Annotated in this window: 20 protein-coding genes and 1 pseudogene; 8 read left to right on the top strand and 13 right to left on the bottom strand. The window is 43.7% G+C overall.

Features of this window, described 5'->3' with window-relative positions; genetic code table 11:
• Nucleotides 1-47: 47 nt before the first annotated feature.
• From SU60_RS13480 to SU60_RS21415, 3 genes are read left to right on the top strand one after another with little or no spacing between them, the layout of a single operon-like run.
• The gene (locus SU60_RS13480; protein WP_041155987.1) at nucleotides 48-503 is read left to right on the top strand and encodes a nitrate reductase cytochrome c-type subunit; all 456 of its coding nucleotides are present in this window, start codon (nucleotides 48-50) and stop codon (nucleotides 501-503) included.
• A gap of 28 nt (nucleotides 504-531) precedes the next feature.
• On the top strand, nucleotides 532-1,110 hold the full coding sequence (locus tag SU60_RS13475) for a NapC/NirT family cytochrome c (RefSeq protein WP_041155951.1): 579 nt from the start codon (nucleotides 532-534) through the stop codon (nucleotides 1,108-1,110).
• A gap of 11 nt (nucleotides 1,111-1,121) precedes the next feature.
• A complete protein-coding gene (locus SU60_RS21415; RefSeq protein ID WP_084735817.1) occupies nucleotides 1,122-1,256 on the top strand; it encodes a TIGR02808 family protein in 135 nt (44 codons plus the stop codon).
• A gap of 104 nt (nucleotides 1,257-1,360) precedes the next feature.
• Here SU60_RS21415 and SU60_RS13470 read toward each other — a convergent pair whose 3' ends face one another.
• On the bottom strand, nucleotides 1,361-2,461 hold the full coding sequence (locus SU60_RS13470) for a Gfo/Idh/MocA family oxidoreductase (RefSeq protein ID WP_041155950.1): 1,101 nt from the start codon (nucleotides 2,459-2,461) through the stop codon (nucleotides 1,361-1,363).
• Between the two features lie 279 nt (nucleotides 2,462-2,740).
• On the opposite strand from SU60_RS13470, the pseudogene SU60_RS13465 reads away from it, so the two are divergent.
• A pseudogene (locus SU60_RS13465) lies at nucleotides 2,741-3,360 on the top strand (LysE family translocator).
• 244 nt (nucleotides 3,361-3,604) lie between these two features.
• Nucleotides 3,605-5,575 carry a hypothetical protein gene (locus SU60_RS13460; protein ID WP_041155949.1) on the top strand — a complete coding sequence of 657 codons (1,971 nt, stop codon included), beginning with the start codon at nucleotides 3,605-3,607 and terminating at the stop codon, nucleotides 5,573-5,575.
• A gap of 134 nt (nucleotides 5,576-5,709) precedes the next feature.
• Here SU60_RS13460 and secF read toward each other — a convergent pair whose 3' ends face one another.
• From secF to SU60_RS13440, 4 genes are all read right to left on the bottom strand, one after another.
• Nucleotides 5,710-6,612, bottom strand: a complete 903-nt coding sequence (gene secF, locus SU60_RS13455) for a protein translocase subunit SecF (protein WP_041155948.1) — start codon at nucleotides 6,610-6,612, stop codon at nucleotides 5,710-5,712.
• Nucleotides 6,613-6,614: 2 nt separating this feature from the next.
• Complete coding sequence (gene secD, locus SU60_RS13450; protein ID WP_041155947.1) at nucleotides 6,615-8,453, bottom strand: protein translocase subunit SecD; 1,839 nt, start codon at nucleotides 8,451-8,453, stop codon at nucleotides 6,615-6,617.
• Between the two features lie 142 nt (nucleotides 8,454-8,595).
• A complete protein-coding gene (locus SU60_RS13445; RefSeq protein WP_041155946.1) occupies nucleotides 8,596-9,072 on the bottom strand; it encodes a hypothetical protein in 477 nt (158 codons plus the stop codon).
• 164 nt (nucleotides 9,073-9,236) lie between these two features.
• Nucleotides 9,237-9,908 (bottom strand): SH3 domain-containing protein, encoded by a 672-nt coding sequence (locus SU60_RS13440; protein ID WP_041155945.1) that lies wholly within the window; start codon nucleotides 9,906-9,908, stop codon nucleotides 9,237-9,239.
• An 87-nt stretch (nucleotides 9,909-9,995) separates the two neighbouring features.
• Here SU60_RS13440 and SU60_RS13435 point away from each other — a divergent pair, with 87 nt between their 5' ends.
• Nucleotides 9,996-10,583, top strand: coding sequence for a hypothetical protein (locus tag SU60_RS13435; protein ID WP_041155944.1), 588 nt, complete (start codon nucleotides 9,996-9,998; stop codon nucleotides 10,581-10,583).
• A gap of 478 nt (nucleotides 10,584-11,061) precedes the next feature.
• Here the strand turns inward: SU60_RS13435 and SU60_RS13430 are convergent, their stop codons facing one another.
• Nucleotides 11,062-11,673, bottom strand: coding sequence for a class I SAM-dependent methyltransferase (locus SU60_RS13430; protein ID WP_041155943.1), 612 nt, complete (start codon nucleotides 11,671-11,673; stop codon nucleotides 11,062-11,064).
• A 20-nt stretch (nucleotides 11,674-11,693) separates the two neighbouring features.
• Entirely contained in the window at nucleotides 11,694-12,149 is a 456-nt protein-coding gene (locus SU60_RS13425) for an Lrp/AsnC family transcriptional regulator (RefSeq protein ID WP_041155942.1), read from the bottom strand.
• Nucleotides 12,150-12,298: 149 nt separating this feature from the next.
• On the opposite strand from SU60_RS13425, the gene SU60_RS13420 reads away from it, so the two are divergent.
• Nucleotides 12,299-13,225 carry a DMT family transporter gene (locus SU60_RS13420; protein WP_041155986.1) on the top strand — a complete coding sequence of 309 codons (927 nt, stop codon included), beginning with the start codon at nucleotides 12,299-12,301 and terminating at the stop codon, nucleotides 13,223-13,225.
• Nucleotides 13,226-13,325: 100 nt separating this feature from the next.
• Here SU60_RS13420 and SU60_RS13415 read toward each other — a convergent pair whose 3' ends face one another.
• The 4 genes from SU60_RS13415 to SU60_RS13400 form a co-directional block, all read right to left on the bottom strand.
• Nucleotides 13,326-14,363: a DUF2955 domain-containing protein gene (locus SU60_RS13415; RefSeq protein WP_041155941.1), complete on the bottom strand. Its 1,038-nt coding sequence runs from the start codon at nucleotides 14,361-14,363 to the stop codon at nucleotides 13,326-13,328.
• A 12-nt stretch (nucleotides 14,364-14,375) separates the two neighbouring features.
• On the bottom strand, nucleotides 14,376-15,434 hold the full coding sequence (locus tag SU60_RS13410; protein ID WP_041155940.1) for an HlyD family secretion protein: 1,059 nt from the start codon (nucleotides 15,432-15,434) through the stop codon (nucleotides 14,376-14,378).
• A 127-nt stretch (nucleotides 15,435-15,561) separates the two neighbouring features.
• Entirely contained in the window at nucleotides 15,562-16,011 is a 450-nt protein-coding gene (locus SU60_RS13405; protein WP_041155939.1) for a MarR family transcriptional regulator, read from the bottom strand.
• A gap of 449 nt (nucleotides 16,012-16,460) precedes the next feature.
• The gene (locus SU60_RS13400; protein ID WP_041155938.1) at nucleotides 16,461-16,880 is read right to left on the bottom strand and encodes a PaaI family thioesterase; all 420 of its coding nucleotides are present in this window, start codon (nucleotides 16,878-16,880) and stop codon (nucleotides 16,461-16,463) included.
• Between the two features lie 64 nt (nucleotides 16,881-16,944).
• Between SU60_RS13400 and SU60_RS13395 the strand changes: the two genes are divergently transcribed.
• A complete protein-coding gene (locus SU60_RS13395) occupies nucleotides 16,945-17,226 on the top strand; it encodes a DUF134 domain-containing protein (RefSeq protein ID WP_041155937.1) in 282 nt (93 codons plus the stop codon).
• 22 nt (nucleotides 17,227-17,248) lie between these two features.
• Here SU60_RS13395 and nqrM read toward each other — a convergent pair whose 3' ends face one another.
• Together nqrM and SU60_RS13385 are read right to left on the bottom strand one after the other, a co-directional pair.
• A complete protein-coding gene (nqrM, locus tag SU60_RS13390) occupies nucleotides 17,249-17,440 on the bottom strand; it encodes a (Na+)-NQR maturation NqrM (RefSeq protein ID WP_041155936.1) in 192 nt (63 codons plus the stop codon).
• Nucleotides 17,437-17,958 carry a NifB/NifX family molybdenum-iron cluster-binding protein gene (locus SU60_RS13385; protein WP_052481537.1) on the bottom strand — a complete coding sequence of 174 codons (522 nt, stop codon included), beginning with the start codon at nucleotides 17,956-17,958 and terminating at the stop codon, nucleotides 17,437-17,439. The genes nqrM and SU60_RS13385 overlap by 4 nt, the downstream gene beginning before the upstream one ends.
• Nucleotides 17,959-18,033: the final 75 nt, after the last annotated feature.

Below are 18,033 nucleotides of genomic sequence, written 5' to 3'. Positions count from 1 at the left end.
AGGGCGGCCTAAAAAAGAATTTAAGCCATAAAGGCGGAGAAGAAATGATGAAAAAATTACTTGTCGCACTTTTATCTGTAGGTGCTTTAATGACAGGCATTGCACAAGCAGAGTTAGATAATCCAGGTGGTACGGGTGGGTTAGAATCTTTACGTGGTATGTCGCAACTCGAAGAAACACGCCCTGCGGATGAGTTCAAAGATTTCCCGAAAGATCAAATCGTTGAGGACAGCTTTGTTTATCAACCTCCTTTGATCCCTCATAGTATTCGTAACTATGAAGTGTCGTTAAATGCAAACAAGTGTCTTGCTTGTCATAGTTGGAAAAACGCCAAAGAATCAGGTGCCACTAAGATTAGCGTCACACACTATGTAAACCGTCAAGACGCGGTACTTGCCGATGTGTCTCCTCGTCGCTACTTCTGTTTGCAATGCCATGTTCCACAAACCAATGCAACGCCATTAGTGGAAAACAAGTTCGAAGCTGTCGATTCGCTTCAGTAATTGAAACGCGAGTGCTAAGAGGTTACTTATGAAAATACTTAAAGCGTTTTGGAAACGACTGAAGAGTCCAAGCAAAGCGGCAGCTGGCGTGGTTTTATTCCTTGGTTTCGCTGGCGGCCTATTGTTCTGGGGCGCATTTAACACGGGAATGGAAGCCACCAATACCGAAGAATTCTGTTCTGGGTGTCACGCGCCAATCGTGGCTGAAATCAAAGAGACCATCCATTACTCTAACCGCTCTGGTGTACGAGCAATCTGTTCAGACTGCCACGTTCCTCATGAATGGACTGATAAGATTGTTCGTAAAGTTCAGGCTTCAAAAGAGTTATTTGCTCACTATGTGCTACGGACCATCGATACGCCTGAAAAATTCCAAGAACGCCGTGGTCATCTAGCAGAGCGTGAATGGGCCCGAATGAAGAAAAACGATTCGTTAGAGTGCCGTAACTGCCACGAGTTTGATTTTATGGATTACTCGCAACAAGGCTCTCGTGCAGCAGAACAACATTCGACTGCGCTGGCTTCAGGTGATAAAACTTGTGTCGATTGCCACAAAGGTATCGCGCATAAGCTGCCTGACATGCACGGCGTAGAAGGCTGGCAATAAGGAGACAACACGTGAGTACATTAGAATCTGTGATTTGGCATATCCTTGGCTATAGCGCAATGCCAGTGATTATACTTTCTGGTTTTGTTGGTGTTGCTGCAGTTTCTCTGTGGCTATTGTCACTGGGAAAGGATAAAAACATATAGTTTAACGAAGCGTATGCATTATATGCTTTTCTTAATCATCAAAAGCGGCCATCAAGATGCGCCGCTTTTATTTTCAACGCTACACGCGAAGGATTGATGTAAGGCTAATGAATGCCACGTAAGCTCTGTTGCAGCAAAAGGAGGCTTTCCACTTCTTCTATTCGGCGTTGTGTGATCGCTTTGAACGAATCGCCCGTCAAGTCTAGGTTTAAAACAACATCTCTCACACAATGTAGATACAATGCGCCTTGACGTTGCCATTGAAGACGTTGCTGATGGTTAATGATTGTAATAACATCATCATCACCACTGCGATCCAGACTGATCACGCGCCCATCATCGAGATAAAGGTTAAAGCCTTTTTGGCCACCTAACAGGCCCGCGTACTTATTGAGTTCCAAGCTGATTGGGATAGCGCCACAAAAACCACTTAGGCTCGCATGACCTTCCGCGCTAGTCACATCACCCACCGCGATGGCTTGACCTAAGCGATCTTCAGCTAACTCGACTTGCAGACTAAGCGTTGTATCCGTCACACCAAACCGTGCCAGCATCTCCCTCATCATAGTAAGAACGTGTGTACCGATGTCTAAAATAACACCATCTGGGTGCTGAAACTGGCGTTTATCCACTTCACCGGTGGCAAAGTTAAGTGCGACTGGCTCACCTTGCTCGTTAAAGCCACTTTGCTCCAGTAAGAAAGCCTCAACTTTCGTAATTTGAGCCAAGTTTATCGGCGGTATCGAGCCATCAACAGGCTGCAGTGGCTGCCACAGCTGCGAAGAATTCTCACGTTGCTCGACGCCAGAGGTAAACAGGCGTTGCACCCCATCGCGGCACATCCAATGATCTAATGCTAACACACGCTGAGCACGCTTAGGGTAGCTCAGCAGAAGTTTCAGTTCTGCCACTTGCGCCAAACTCGCGACAACAGGCTTTTCGACCAAGATTCGTTGGCACTGGGATTCAGATAAACAAGTTTGTATCATTGCCAAGTGCAGTTCAGGAGGGGTTAAGATCAACACGGTATCTAATGGGAGAGCTAACAGCTCCTCTAAACTTTCACAATGGATCATTCCTGCGAATTGGCGCTGAGGATCAGGGTCATACCCGTACAGCGTCAGATCAGATGGCTGTATCTGCTGTAGTGCCGGATAATACGCAACCTCAAAAATACCACCTAAACCTATCACGCCCAGTTTCATTCTTCCCCCCACATATTTTATGGCTAAAATTAATCTTCAATATAGGTTTTGGTGTTGGTAAAAAATAGCGTTGCAATCACATAAATAAGCTCGATAAGAACCTAAGTTAATCGCAAGGTATGCTTTTCCATTAATACGGACCTGTATTGAATAATAGCGGTAAGTGCCAAAGCCATGCAGGAATATATAATGTGAAATGACCTGAACTTATCAGTAGCACCAAAGAAGACTTTGCACTATCTTTGTGAACTATCCATAAATTAACGAACGATTAATAATATGAATATCACCATGCTAAGTATGTTTGTCCCAACCTTTTTCTTTGTTTCCATCACTCCGGGGATGTGCATGACATTAGCGTTAACGCTAGGAATGAGCATCGGCTACCGCAGAACCTTGTGGATGATGATTGGTGAGCTGGCAGGTGTAGCTTGGTGTCTGTTTCCGCGGTTTTGGGTATTGCTGCTGTGATGCTGAATTATCCTTGGCTCTTTGTTGTGCTGAAACTGGTGGGTGGTAGCTATCTATTCTATCTCGGCGTGGAGATGTGGCGTTCACGGGGTAAATTGGCGCTCAACCTCGAAAACACTGACACACTGCCGCAAGGAAATTGGAACCTCGTCTTTCAAGGCTTCATGACCGCGATTGCCAACCCCAAAGGTTGGGCATTTATGATTTCCCTTCTTCCGCCTTTTATCAACCAAAATGCCGCACTCACACCACAACTAACGCTACTGGTTTCCATTATCTTGTTGTTTGAATTCCTGTGTATGTCTCTGTACGCGACTGGTGGTAAAGGGCTTAAACGCCTATTAGGACAATCAAAGAATGTTCGATTAATGAACCGTGTGGCGGGCACGTTAATGATGGGCGTCGGTGTTTGGTTATTGGTAAGCTAATGTAAATATCATTAAAACTTCATTTATCCCCATATACACCCTTACTTTTTGATAAATATATCAAAAAGTAAAATATCCCCTTTTAACTACATCTTTACTATTAGATCTTGAAAATAAACGTTAATGCAAATGGGTGGTAGATCTCTTTACACAACAATGCATTTAGGCAATCATTGTTCTGCAACTTATTAGTTACATCATCATAACAAGGTTGTGTCTATTCTATTCAACAAAGGAATGTAGTATGAAGTTAATAAACCCTAAGCTGGTCGCTGTTATATTGCCTTTCGCTCTCGTCGCGTGTGGAAGCGATTCATCATCCGATTCTACCGATTCTACCGACTCAACCGAGTCCTCCCAAACCGGTAGCACGGAAGTAAAAGGTACCGTTACCGCTCCTGGTGGTTCCGTCGCGATGCTGAAGCATAAAACTATTTTCGAAAGTATCTTAGATGACGTATTTCCCTCGGCTTATGCTGCAATCACTGGATTAGAACCTGTTAAAGGGGCTTTGGTCGAGCTTATTCGTATTGACGACGAGGGCAATCAAGTTGGTGACGTCATCGCAACAACATCAACCTCCACTACAGGTGACTATACGATTACGGTTCCAGAAGGCGTTCCATTGGCTGGTAACTTGATTGTTAGAATCTCCGGAAATAACGGCATAAACTTAAGAGCTCAAGTCGTGGAAGAATCTGTAGACATCTCTCCAATTTCCGAATTTGTGTTACAGAAGTTTATCCAATCAGACACTTCTCTCGCCGAGCTTACGACTGATTCGGTGGTAAAACTTAAAGGGCAAGTCGAAGAATTTAATGTCGCTGGCAGCAGCGATATGACGACAATGATTGCCGCGCTAGAAAATGAACTTGGTGATTTCGTAGATAAGCAGGTTGCATCGATCAGTACAGCTTCGTCTTCAGCGGTTGAAGTGAGTGGAGATTACCGTTTGATTGATATGACGATCGGCTTACATGACGGGAGCTACGGAACCTACGCGTTAAATATGTACTCCTCTTCGGCAAACTTTGATGGTGACGTTGACGGCAATGTTGAGGTGTTATTGACAGATAACGAAGGCGCGTGGGGCTATGTCCATGGTGATGACGTAAGCAACACCTACTCATCGGTCTACGAACCTGAAGTCAGTGAAGATGAAACTCTATCCTTCACTTACGATTCAAATAGAATATTCACCATTGAAAATGAGTTTGAAGAAGAAATTGATGATGATTTCGGTTGGCGCTCACCTCCTCAAACAGTAAAACTTCACAAAGTGAAAGACAGTAATTTGGTGTTTAGTCTCAGTGAGTTTAACTCTATTCGCTACGAAACTATTGATACAGATGGAGACGGTGTAAAAGATGCTTTGGACCCTGAAGCCTACAGCGGTGCAGAAATCGAAAGGGGAATACTCGTGCTTGCTGAACAACCGTCAAATATGTCTCAATCAGACTTAATAGGCGACTTTGGACGCATTTATTTCGGAAGCAGTTTTAACAACAACGGTTATGTTGAAATAGAAACGGAAACAAATGTACTCACTTTTTCTGGTGCATCGACATTGGATTTCTCAGCGCCATACTACCAACGAATTTCTCGCTCAGGTGATTACGTTTCTGAGGTAGCAGAGGATGAAGCTGTTTTGGGCATGAGCATTGTGACCGATGCAACTGGTGATATTGCCTCTGTCGGTGGCGAACCTGCAGATGGCTTTGTCAACGCTGATTACAATTTCATGGCAGTCTATGGTGCAACCGGTGCTGATGGCACTGATATGAGCATTGAATCAACCTTAGCAGTGAAGCTCCCATCAGAAGCGCCGGCTTTAGAGAACAAAAAGTATCGACTTATTTTTGCCAATACAGCCATGTCTGGTAACACGTTCGAGCTCGCGCATTCAGGGTTCAATACCACCGTGGAGTTTGAGTCTCAATCTTCAGCGACGGTGAAGGGTCCTATTGCCATTGTTGAGTTACCATCATTTGGAGCAGCATTGGAGAGCAGTAAAGACTCTGTGAGCCTCACAGCAACCACTACTGTTGCATCAAATGGCGCGACTACACTGTCCGTGATGGACGGTGATGAAAGCTTGACTTTGAAAGGCTACTTTAATGAAACCGCCAGCTTAGGTATTTTTACCACAACAACAGCGACAACGGGTTCAGATCCGTACGGTTTAGGTCTCGCTATTTTGGTTGAAATTGACTAAAGCGGGTTAACTAGCCTTAATCCTTAAAGCAGAAAGCTCCTTATTCTTAAGGAGCTTTCTTATTTTACTCAAATCACATTAATGGATAATTCTGACTACGACCAGAAATTATAAATTCGGCCTCAGTCCAATGTTCATGGCGCCGTATCGATCTCGATTGGTAGGTAATGTTTCGGTTCGAGTTTTAGCTTCTCAGGCAGAACTGTGCCAATAGAAATAGAAGACCAAGTCCCTGATAACACACCGATAAACATTGCCGTTGAGAAGCCAGCCAGAGCAGAACCGCCCATCATCCATAACGCGCCAACCGTAATCAACGTGGTACCAGAAGTCACCATAGTACGAGAAAACGTCGCGAGAATCGCTTCATCGTTAATTTCTTCAGTTTTCCAGTTCTGTTTCGCAACCAATAGCTCACGAATACGGTCAGAGATAATGATGGAGTCATTCAATGAGTAGCCTAGAATCGCCAAAATGGCCGCGAACACCGTTAAGTTAAACTCCATTTGTGTTGCAGCAAAAAAGCCGAGTACTAATATGACATCGTGCGCTAACGCAAATAAAGAACCACTCGCCAATCGCCATTCAAAGCGAAAACATAAATAACCAAGAATCGTTAACACAGAGACCAATAGCGCCATACCACCCTGGTCAAACAAATCTTGGCCTACTTGCGCGCCAACAATACTGTTGCTGACAACTTCGACATGGTGAGAAATTGGCGACAGAATGTCGACCACGCTTGGCTGCGATTGACCCGCTTCAGGTGCAGAATAACGGATGACCCAACGTCCTTCTTCTCCAGAGCGAGTTACCGATGCAGATTCCCCTAATTGAGGCTCTAAAACATTGAGAAGATCGCGATTAGTTAACTGTTTATCAAGCTTTACTTCTGTGACCATGCCGCCAGTAAAATCAAGGCCAAAGTTTAAACCTTTCACGGCTAAAGCTGCGATGGCAATCACGGTCAATACCGTAGAAACCAGTGCAGTAAAGTAACGTATTTTGCGAATATTACATTTGAGTAGTTGGACCATGATTAAACCCTCACATCACGACGGGCATCGCGGCCCCAAATTAAATTGATCATTGCACGAGAAGCAAACACACCTGTAAACATACTGGTTAATAAACCTAACCCTAGGGTCAAGGCAAAACCTTGAATAGGGCCATTACCAATAGCGTATAAAATCACTGCGGTAATCATCGTTGTGATGTTGGCATCAAGAATGGTCGCGAACGCACTATCAAATCCTAAATCAATCGCTTGAGCAAAGCTTCGCCCTTCTCGCATTTTGTCCTTAATACGTTCAAAGATGATAACGTTAGTATCGACCGCCATACCGACTGTAAGAACCAATCCTGCAATACCCGGCAAGGTAAGTACTGCCCCAGGAAGCAAAGCAATCAAACCAAGTAAACAAAGCATATTGGTACAGAGTGCAACGTTCGCGATCCAGCCTAAACGTCGGTACCACAATGCCATAAAGGTTAGAGTTAACCCCAAACCAAGTGCGAGTGCAGCAAAGCCATTTTGGATGTTTTCTGCCCCTAGAGACGCTCCAATTGTACGCTCTTCGACAATGGTCACTGGTGCAGTCAACGAACCTGCGCGCAGTAATAACGCCAACTGATGCGCTTCATCCGAACTCCCTGCACCGGTAATACGGAATTGACTGCCCAGTTGCGATTGAATAGTCGCAACACTGATGACGCGTTCACTGCGCTCTGTCATACCACGTTCATTGGTTTTATATTCGCGATAGACCGTCGCCATTGATTTTCCGATATGTGTTGCCGAAAAATCGCTCATTTTTTTCCCACCAGCATGATCGAGCGCGATATTAACCTCTGACATGCCCATTTTGTCTACGCCAGCGCGAGCATTAACAATATGTTCTCCGGTTAATACTGGTCGCTTAGCTAAAGTGACTGTACGACCATCATTATCCTTCAACACCAAGTCTTCGCTGCTTTTTCCTGCGCTTGGATCTTTTACCTCGTAAAAAGCAAGACTCGCGGTCGCGCCGATAACGTCTTTTGCTTGAGCCGGATCTTGAACGCCAGGAAGTTCAATGCGAATACTGTCTGTTCCCTGACGTTGAACCAGAGCTTCTGTAATGCCTAACTCTTCAATTCGACCACGCATGATCTTCAGATTTTGTTCAAGCGTTGTTGACTGAAACTCTTGAACATTTTTCTCGCTTGGCGCAAGAACGATGCCACGAGAAGACGTTTTCGTATTCCAGCCTGGGTAGTTTTGGCGTAAAAACTGGTTCACCTCAGCCAACGCTTTTTCACTGTCACTATTTACCGAAATACGGTTACCGCTCTCAGCAAGGACTTGCACGCCACGAATACGTTGATCGCGCAGATCAGCTTTAATCTCATCAATCAAAGCATCTCGCTGTTCTTCAAATGCTTTATTGACATCAACGTTGAGTAAAAACTGCACTCCACCACGCAGGTCAAGACCCAGTTTAATTGGATTGAATCCCATATCATTGAGCCACTGCGGCGCAATTGACACGTAGGAGAAAGAGATACTGTCTTTTTGATCCAATTCTTTATTTAGCAAAGCTCGCGCTTTAGTTTGATCATCTTCATCGGCAAAAACGATGGTGGTTTTGCCGTCTTTTTCGGTGATTTTGTCTGCGGGGATATGATGAGTTTTCAACAACTGGCTTAGCTGTATCACTGATATATTTTTACTACTGTTCTCCGCGAACGTGACTTGGATTGACGGCTGTTCGCCAAACCAAGTTGGAATCGCACTAAGCGTTAGCATGATGACGGTCGCTATGAGAACGACGTATTTCCATGCTGAATAATGATTCAGCAGTTTTTTACTGTTTTGGGTTCTTGGTGTTTTGTTCATTGTAAACATCATCCCTTCACACCCACGTAGGATGTGAAGTTTCAAATAAATAATAACCTCACGACAAACGCCCAATACAATTAGGGGAAGCAATACTCAAAGCATCATGATTGTCGTGTTGAAAATGGGATAGAGATAAAGTTTACGCAGAAAATTGGCTATTAAGGGCGACGTACATTGCATTGGTTTCTTTCCAACCGGAGATGCGATGGTCATTCGCGAAATGATGAAAAGTGCGCTGACTTTGAAGCCAACCGATGTGACTCAAGGTATAGGTATAGCCGGCATCAGCATAGAAAGGAGAAGTAAAATTACCGTCAGTGTCCGTGTGCTCATCATCCAGACCATTTTGGAAATAAAATGGCCAACGCAGAGAGTTAACTAGCGCCGGGGGATCTATATCAATGTTATCCTGAGAAATGGGTGAGGATGTGCCCTCTTCTTCAATCTCAGAGAAATTAACAGGCGTCGATGATGAACTTTTTGCAGCAAGGGGCTGCAACTTGGAAAAGTACGGTAAGTGAGCCTTTTGTTCCCCTAGCGCAGCAAAGGCTTGCATTGGTATTAAAACCATTGCAACCAGCAGCATAAGAACTCTTCGAAGATCGATCCAGGGCATAAATACTCACTAAAAAAACAGCCGAGTTTAGTCACTCGGCTTCAAGATACTATTCCTATTTATTTTGCTTCACAACTAAAAAGTGATAAAACGCAAAATTGTTGTTTGGCAAAAGGTAAGGTTTGCGCTGGATTAGAATCGCAATTTCGTCGTATAGAGATGGGTTAGCGATAAAAAATCTCACCGCTATCTACATCGAGATAGATTTTGTTCTGCTGCTGCAATCCTCCGCAATAAATGAAATACACATTGCGTTGATCATAAGTGACAGATCGCACCCAGCCGCCAAGTTCTTCAAAGTCTCCGGGATGACAAGTTTCATCATTGAGCAACTGTTGCGTTTTATCACGAAATATATCCAAATGCGCAGCCAAGTCATCGGACTTTTGTAAATAACCATCGAGTATTTCAAGACGTTCTTGTTCTTCTATAACAGGAAGAGCATCAGACAATCCTTTAGCATCGACCCATTCAGCGGTTTCTTCCCCACCTTCTTCGTAAACTAAATAGTCAGAAATGCGATACCAGCCTTCTTTCTTCTCAAGAACCGCCACCTTTTCTCCCTTATACATAACATCGACCACCAAAGCATTATTATCAGGCTTGTTGTATACATTTAGGCGTCGTTCAATAACATAGTATTCCGTGACGGGCTCGGGAGTCGCTTCTAGATCCATTATGGGCTTAGACGCAGTTCTGTCCTCTTTTGATACAGGTGAAGGTTTATCTATCTGCGATTCCGTTACATCTTCATCTTGCATATACAAAAAATAGTAGGCGGCACCCGCACCACTAAGCAATAAAATGAAACCCACCGCGATGAGAACTTTCTTCATGGTCTTTCCTTTTCTTAGACACATATCTCGTCACTAGGAAGCGATAAAACTATACTTAAAATAATCGCTTAACTAACGTAGACAGCAATGATCATCAAACTAAAATGGATATTAATACTATTAACCTTTCCGTGTATCGGATACGCCAATAACCAGTGTAATTCGTCTTCATGGAATGACAATCTTACCCAATTCAACCAATTAGAGTCCAATTACAATCAATACGTTAATGTATTCAATGCACTTTTAGCCGAACATAAACAGCGGCCTTTATTATCTCAGACGTTTTCCATACAAGAGCTTGCGTTACTGTGGCGCAAAAAAGTCAACACTACCCAGTTTGAAAATCAATTGCAGGCTTCCAAACAATACCAGAAGGAATTAACGCAAAAAGCAGTAGAGCTAACCAAACTGAGCACTCAGTCGAAATGGGTAGAAAATAGCTGGGGAAAACTCGCCAAAAGCTGTAAAGCATCGAATGCAAAAGCAAATCAGATCAGCGCGGAATGGTATCAAGATAACGCAAACCAACTCGCTAACGACTATAAGCAACTGGCTTCACAATTTCGTGCGCTCTCCCAAGCCTATGATAATGAAGCAAATGCTCTAGAAAGCTCTCTGCATTTATCCAATTCAATGCAAACCAACTCTCAAGGCAAGCTGAGTAATCCATAAACAAAAACACGCCACATTAGAGACATTGGTCACATTTTTCTTTACTTATGGCCACTTTTTGAGTAGTTTATCTCTGCGCACAATTTAATATGAATTTATTTTTTGGCTGGAGATGATACTACACAATGGTTATCAATCGATTAAGTACAAGGAAGAGTCCTAATGCTACTAAAGCCAAGTTTTTGTCAGTAGTTAGGCATGTAAAGCAGTTTGGCTCTATCAGTGAGTTAGACTTGTGTAAAATTTTCGGAGAAACTATCTGGACTGATGGGAGGGAATACCATTCAGCCGCTTTCTCATTTAAAGTGGATCGCCAAACGGGCAATTGTGAAATTTCACAGTACAAGCACCCATCCAATATACTCAAGTAACTTAAATATGCTTTGCAACTATACTCAAGTTACTTATACTCAAGTTACTGAATAAAAAATATATTAATCAAAAAAGCGGAGTCCGTGTCGTAACTCCGCTTTTTTGATCATAAGACCTTGCGCATAACAATTGTAAAATCATGCTCCGAATACCCTTCCACTAATTCCACTCTTGAGCACAAAATCCGACAATAGCGCAAGACTCCTTCTTTGTTGTGTGAAGCGAGCATCTTCATGCTTGGCAACTTCGCTTCATCCAATAAATTAAATACACAACCCTCTCGAGCCGTCGCATACATTCTCTCAATCATTTCTATCGTATGGTGTGGGTTACTCGACTGGTAATTTAATGAGCCCGACGCGAACACATAGTCACTATCTTGTAGCGTTAGTCGAGAAAAGTCTCCACAAATAAACTCTGTTGGAGTACGGAAGTCACGTTGTTCAGCGTTATAGAGAAACGAGCGCAATTGGTCAATCCCAGTGTAGGATTTGGGCTGCTGTCCCCTGCGTTCAATAAACTCTAGTAAGTCTCCATAACCACATCCGAGATCCAATATTGTTTTATCATTCAAGTCGAGATCTCTGCACAAAGCTTCAAACCGACTGATTTGGCTGTATTTATCTTGCCAGCCTAACGTTCTGGCCTTGTCGTGACCAAACTGCTTATGCCGTTTGTGGTGATAATACGCAATTCGTAATCTATCTAACCATTTCATTATACTACCCAACGTTCCTCTCACGAGTATACGGGCAAAATGCCATGACCTTTAACCTGTCGTATCGCTAAATGTGTGTGGATGTCTTTGACATTTTCCAGTCTTTGCAATTTTCTCGTAAAGTCCTCGTACCCCGCAAGATCTCGGCTTACAACCTCCAACAAATAGTCATAAGCACCAGAGACGACATGGCAGGAGATAACTTCATCCATTCCGACAACAGCAGACTCAAAATCGTCAATAGAAGCAGCTTGGTGATTATTAAGACTGACATCAACAAACACCGTCATCGCAATGCCAATAGAATCTCGAGATACCAACGCTCGATAACCGCTGATCACGCCTTCTTGCTCTAAACGCTTAATCCGTCGCGCACACGGTGATGCAGACAGCCCCACCTTGTCCGCCAGTTCCGCGGTTGTCAGCGTTGCATCTTTTTGAACCCAAGTCAGTAGTTGCCGGTCAATTTTATCCATCATTTTTATCCTTGCCAGATTTTACCAAAAAATTAAGAATACACGCATTTTATAACCAATCTATTAATAATAAATATATATATTTGCCACCTATATTCATCAAATTTGTTCGACAATTTACCCATGGTTTATTAATGGATTCACTCGGTATGATTCTGGGTTACATGGCAATTCTGATCACGCTTTTGCTTTGGTCAGGCTTTTTCATTTCATTGAAAGGCGGGGCGGTATCGCAGCTACAACCTGCTGATATCGCGCTCGTACGCTTTTTAATACCCAGCCTGTTACTGTTCCCTTTAGTATTAAAAAACAAACAAGCACTGCGTTCGGTACCACAAAAGTACCTCATTGGCGTTGTGGTTGGCAGTGGGTTGCCCTATTTGCTCGTTGTCGGTACCGCAATGCACTTTGCCCCCGTATCTCATGGCAGTGCCCTAGTGCCAGGAACTCTCCCTATTTTCGTCTCTGCGATTGCAGTATTGTGCTATCAACAGACATTAAGCACTCACAGACTCGTCGGTCTTCTCTGCGTGTTTTTAGGCGTGTTTGTTTTTCTTGTTTCGAATACAGGGGCAACCTATAACTGGTCACAGCTTCAAGGACATTTTTTGTTTCTGCTAGGAAGTGCGATGTGGGCAACATTTACGATCAGTGCACGAGTGGCGAATCTCGATGCATACCTCTGCGCGGGGTTTGTCTCCATCGCGTCATTAGCATTGCTGATCATTGCGGTTGGCTTTGGGTGGGTAGAGAGTTATTTAACCGTTACACCGCTGAAATTCTGGCCTTGGAAGGAAATCTTAGGCCATGTCATGTTGCAAGGCATAGGGGCGGGATTGATCGCATCGTATACGTTTATTTATGCGATTAAAGTCATTGGCGCAGAAGCAAGTGCTGCTTTTGGCTCTCTCACACCTGTTGTGGCCACATTAATCGCGATACCCGTTTTTGGCGAGCAGCCCGATTTAATCACTTGGCTGGCTATCGTGCTGGTCACGTGCGGTAGCGTAATTGCTAGCCAAATATTTATGAAAACCGGACTTAATCAGAGCTATCAACCCCCTGTACATAAATAATGATTCACAGGTTAATAGTATATGAATCCCGTCCCTCTCTAAGCGCCAAATGTTGCTGGCGCAGGATGCCCTGACCAGCAACATTTGTTTGGAAAGTAGACTACTGCTCACCAAAGCTTGTCGCCTCAAAACTATTAAGAAGACGATGTACTATATAAGTCACAAGCAATGTGGCTACGATTGCAAACAAAATACTGCTTACACGGTACAATGCACTGAATATGAGATCACTGTCTGGAGACAAGTACTGACCAAACAAAATGCCTAGCGTCGTTAAACCACCAAAGCCTGCACCCGAACCTGTTGATTCTTTCACATGCATGTAACTAAATAGCATCGCACCGATCCACAACATTGGTACAATAAATAACAGCATATCTGACCAATCATAAAGTATTAACTGGCTGGCAATGCCAAAGGTAACACCCATCAAAGTTCCCATCGCCCGCTTACGCGCATAACCCAATGCCCCATTCCAATGCATGGGAAACAACAATAACAACGTAGTTGCTTGGGCTGACATAGAGTCGCTTAAGTCAAATATTTGAAACACTAAAAAAGAAAGGGTAGCAATACTTGCGCCCATAAGTGCCTCATGACGCATTCTATGACTTTTCTTGGGTTCCGTTGGTCTCGGTGGCGGCTGTCTCGGCTCGGCATCTGGGATCAAAAATGTCACTAAATAAGCAATCACAACGGAAAGCACATTGGCTTCTAAGTTACTAAAGATCAGATCATTTAGGTCAGTTGTTGGGTAGCTAGCAAAGTGAAGCATGATACTTAAACTGAGCACACTGTTTGCACCAAACAAAAACAAACTGCCTTTGGACATACAAGCAAATTTGTACACAAACAACCCAAACGCAATGAGCGTCATCATCACTGGGTGACCACCAAAGAAGCCCCCCAGAATTCCCACTTCCAAACCACAAACCACCGCTGAAAAAACCAGCTGTCTTGCAGCATGTAAGCTCATCACAGGAACCATGCCTAATAAAAGCATTGGGGTTACCGTATAAAACACCCCGTAGTTCCAACCGAATAATTTACATATCGTAAAACCTATTGTTGCCCCTGTGGCAATGCGAACACACTGTCTAAAGTCATTCTCTGACATGGGGTGGTCCCATAGTTTCATACCACCTCCTAATTAGTAGATGTAGTGTAATGTACTCAAGAAACGAATCTGCAAGCGGCTCAACCAGCCAGAAACTGCGCTATCTGGTAGCAACTGTACTGTCGCACGAGCACCTGAAGGGAAAGAATATTGTTCAGAGCCATCAATGCTAAGGTGTAAGCGTAAACGTTGTGCGTCCCTTACCCAGCGATTTGAGTTAGTCGGTGTCGCAAGACGACCATTGGCGTCAAATTGACCTGAACTTACCCCTGCATCCACACTGGTAATTTGGGCTTCAAACACCTTGCCAGGTAAGCTATCAAACGCAACTAATGCGCGGCTATTTTGGTCAAAATGACGTAAGCTTTTCTCACGAAAATCCGCGATAATATCGACTTTGTTAGCAACAAGAGCAATCAACGGACTTCCTGCGGAAGCATAAGCGCCCGAATCTAACTGCAGGTTAGTCACAATGCCATCGTGCTCAGCCATCACTTTTGTATAAGAAAGATCCAATTCCGCTTGCTTGAGCTGATTTTGCGCAACGCGCATATTCACATTCGCAGCCCCCAAATCACCTCGACTTACTTCTAACTCTTTAAGACGAGCGCGCGCTGCTAATAAGTTCGCTTTTGCGGCGGTCGCACTGCTCTGCGCATCATCAAGCTGTTGCTGTGAGGTACCATTGCGATAAAACAGTTTATTCAAGCGTTTTGCTTCACGAACTTTCTGTTCAGAAACAATTTTACTTGCCTCGACATCGGCTTTTGCAGCCGCGATAGAAGCATCTAACTGTTCATTAGTTTGTATAACTTGTTCAAGGTTTAGCTGCGCTCTCTCTACCGCCAGTTGATAAGGTTGCGGGTCGATTTGAAACAGCGGATCACCTTTATGAATTTCCTGGTTGTTCTCTACATACAATTGCGTGATTTGTCCGCTAACGCGAGGGGATACTTTGGTCACGACGCGAGTCGCCATCGCTTGAGGAGTCAATGGCATTGCGAGATCGGCAACAAGAAAATAGATAAATACGAATAAAAACGCGAAGCACGAATATTTAATCCAACGCGCAAATTTTTGATCTGGAGTCATGAGCAATAACTTCTCTTTTTTGGGGATTTCTTACTTATAGCCAAACAAACACACGGCACTTGCGGCTGACTTAGGTGCCTTATGGTTATTGGTAACTACTCGCTAAGTAATTGACGATTTTTCTAGACTATTCCAATGACTCAAGTGCATTGTTTGCAATTTGCTCTAGTGCCAAATTCACCTTTTCAAGGTCTTCTTCAGCGATATCCGACAACAACTTTTTACGAACTACAAGAATTCGGTTTTCTAATTGTTTTATTAGTGCCTTACCTTCTTCAGTCAGGCTTACAATGCGAGCTCGCTTGTCATGTTCACAACAACGACGAACCACCAAACCTTGCTCTTCAAGCAATTTCAAAGTGCGCATTAAGGATGCCAGTTCAATTTCCAATGCGTCTGCAAGATACTTCTGACTGGCGTTGTCACCCAATCGATGTAACTTCCATAAAGCAGTCCAACGTGGATAGGTTAAATTCAGCGGCTCCAACTCTCGATCCGCGACCATTTTCCACAAACGTGCAACACGAGATAGCTTTTCTGCTATCGAAAGCTCATTGAACATATTGGCATCATGCATTTTAAGTCCTAATTAATTACTTAGCTTGCTAACTAATATAAAGTACTTAGCTTGCTAAGTAAATAGTTTTAGTGATAACTATCACATTTTTTAGTATGGAGACGCAAAGCCAAGCCGACAATTCAGCTTACTTTTATTGCAAAGCTCGTGTCAGCGCTTGCCATGCGAGAAGTGGGAATCTGGCAAATTGATGTTTGAAGCAAAACTCAAAATACTCGCTAGGCCAAGTAAACAAGGCATGTTGTACTTTCGAAGTTAAACTTTGTTCGGATGGGAGCACTTAGTCAAAAGCGTTGTGATCAAGGTGCGTCGATTGGAAGAGGCTGAAGTTGATGGTTCGGATACTATTCATTAAGAACCATAAAACTGGGCCCCTAGATAATAAAGCAAGCAGGTTTAGTCGATTCGAAAACGGTCTGATCCGTTGCGGTAAAGTGATCTCTCGTCTATCAAACATCACTGTGACTGTGGCATCGCATAAATTTTGCCTCCGCTTTAGAATAGCACTGCCCATCGACATAAATGTCACTTTTCAATAAATACATACCCCGTTTGCTTTTTACGCAATGGGCCTCAACCTGAATAACGGTGTTGAGAGGGATGGGCTTAATAAAACGTACCTCAAGTTGCGCCGTCATTGCGCAAACGTCGCGAGCAAATAGGCAGTGTGTCATGGCCGTATCGTGCAAAGCACTAATTGCACCGCCCTGCATGACATCTTGATAGCCTTGCACTTTTTCTGTTGGTACAATTTCGCCCTGAACCCCGCCATCTGACATTAACGTAAAGTGAATGACCGTATGGTGGTTGAAAAAGGGCTGACAGCAAACCGCACACTGCTGGTGATTGTTTGGGATTTGGATAGACATAAAATACCGCAGAGTTAAAGACTAGGATTGCTCCTAGACAAAAATTTAATAAGGCATAAACAAAATGGCGAGACCCAAAAAAGAACGAAATATATGCAGTAGTGCGCCATACGAGTGTTTTAAGCCCAATGGCGTACCACTGTCTAAACTCCATAAAATCGAGCTGTTGGCAGACGAACTCGAAGCCCTTCGCTTGGCCGATTTAGAAGCCCTAAGTCAGTCAGAAGCAGCAGTTAGCATGGGCGTCTCCAGACAGACATTTGGCAATATCGTGAAACGTGCGCGAGCTAAGGTGGCACAAAGCTTGGTTCATGGTCAGGCACTCATGTTTAGTCGCGAACCATAACGCTTATCAAAGAGCATGAAGCTTACGGTTCCTGAATTTGATATAGCGTGCGCGAGTGGTCATCGCATGTATCAACGCAATTGCACTCTCTTTCTATTTCAATGTTAGCAAGCCCGCCGCAACTCCCTTGTATTGCTTGGCGTTTCAGCATCACGCCTATCGCCATTAAGATCACAACGACTAGAAACACCATAAAACTGATCACATACGTCATTGCTTTTTCTCTGGTTGAACCGTTAATTTGAAAACTTTAGCAAGATGATTCATTGCTTTTGGTGAAAGCTTATTACCCAACGTTTGTCGGCCTACCGTCCCCCCGCTATTTACGCTCCGTCGCATACTCACTGATAATGAAGACGTAGGGCTATGCATAGAACAGCCCTCTCTGCTTTTCTTAGCCGAAGGGCGAGCAAACTCAATGTGAGTAACAGGCGTTAATTGTTTTTCATCCAAAATATCTAAATCAAACCCTCGTGGCGCACTCAGTACACGAACATTAAGCTTAAACAGTGCGCTCAGCATATTAGTACCAATTGAGCGAACAACCACGGCATCCACCTGATTGTCTTGCAACACTTTGTTCCAGAACTTCTTATGACTACAACAAGCTGAAGACTTGGGCAGATCGAGGATGCGTTTGGTATCGGTTTTGCTATCCCAAAGCATGATCTGAGGGGCTTTAGCAAAGTGATTCGAAAGTGAGGACTTGCGGCAGGGAATGGCGAACAACATAGTGTGCTCCTTAGTCTGAGGAATAACAACACTATACAATTCATTATTGGCATATGCAATAATGAATTGTGAAAC

It is taken from the genome of Vibrio mytili, from assembly GCF_000830505.1.
Taxonomy (GTDB): domain Bacteria; phylum Pseudomonadota; class Gammaproteobacteria; order Enterobacterales; family Vibrionaceae; genus Vibrio; species Vibrio mytili.
Note: the sequence above shows the minus strand (reverse complement) of the source record. Positions and strands in the feature narration are given on the sequence as shown.